This is a genomic window from Enterobacter cloacae complex sp.6700776 (assembly GCF_048284255.1).
Classification (GTDB): Bacteria; Pseudomonadota; Gammaproteobacteria; order Enterobacterales; family Enterobacteriaceae; genus Enterobacter; species Enterobacter intestinihominis.
In genome coordinates, this window is the sequence record NZ_JBLVYK010000189.1 from 1 (window position 1) to 297 (window position 297).

General features: G+C 53.9%; 2 protein-coding genes. One reads left to right on the forward strand and one right to left on the reverse strand.

Features of this window, described 5'->3' with window-relative positions:
* Positions 1-107 precede the first annotated feature (107 nt).
* Positions 108-164 (reverse strand): YnaM/YnfT family protein, encoded by a 57-nt coding sequence (locus ACNQ0T_RS23825; protein WP_277949449.1) that lies wholly within the window; start codon positions 162-164, stop codon positions 108-110.
* Between ACNQ0T_RS23825 and ACNQ0T_RS23830 the strand changes: the two genes are divergently transcribed.
* Positions 163-264, forward strand: a complete 102-nt coding sequence (locus ACNQ0T_RS23830; protein WP_223174615.1) for a hypothetical protein — start codon at positions 163-165, stop codon at positions 262-264. The genes ACNQ0T_RS23825 and ACNQ0T_RS23830 overlap by 2 nt on opposite strands.
* Positions 265-297: the final 33 nt, after the last annotated feature.

A 297-nucleotide genomic window follows, 5' to 3' on the forward strand; every position in this document is an offset into this window, starting at 1 on the left:
GTCCTTGAGGAGATTGCGCCTGAGCGAAACCTGGGGTGGTCATTGATAAAAAGGGGCGGGGTAGACCCGCCGCTGCGGAGGGTGAACAGCAACGGCGTACAACAGAATCAGTTATCAGGATTGTTGGAAATGCTTTTCCACACCATTCCCAGGCCGATCAACATCGACGCGAAGAGGGCGAACAGGGTGGTTGAGATAAAAATGCTGGCCATGGCGGTGCCTCAGAAAGTGCGTATGCAGATCATTAGGCACGGTGTCGGATGAAAGGTTCCTTACCCGGCCGGGTATATTTTCACC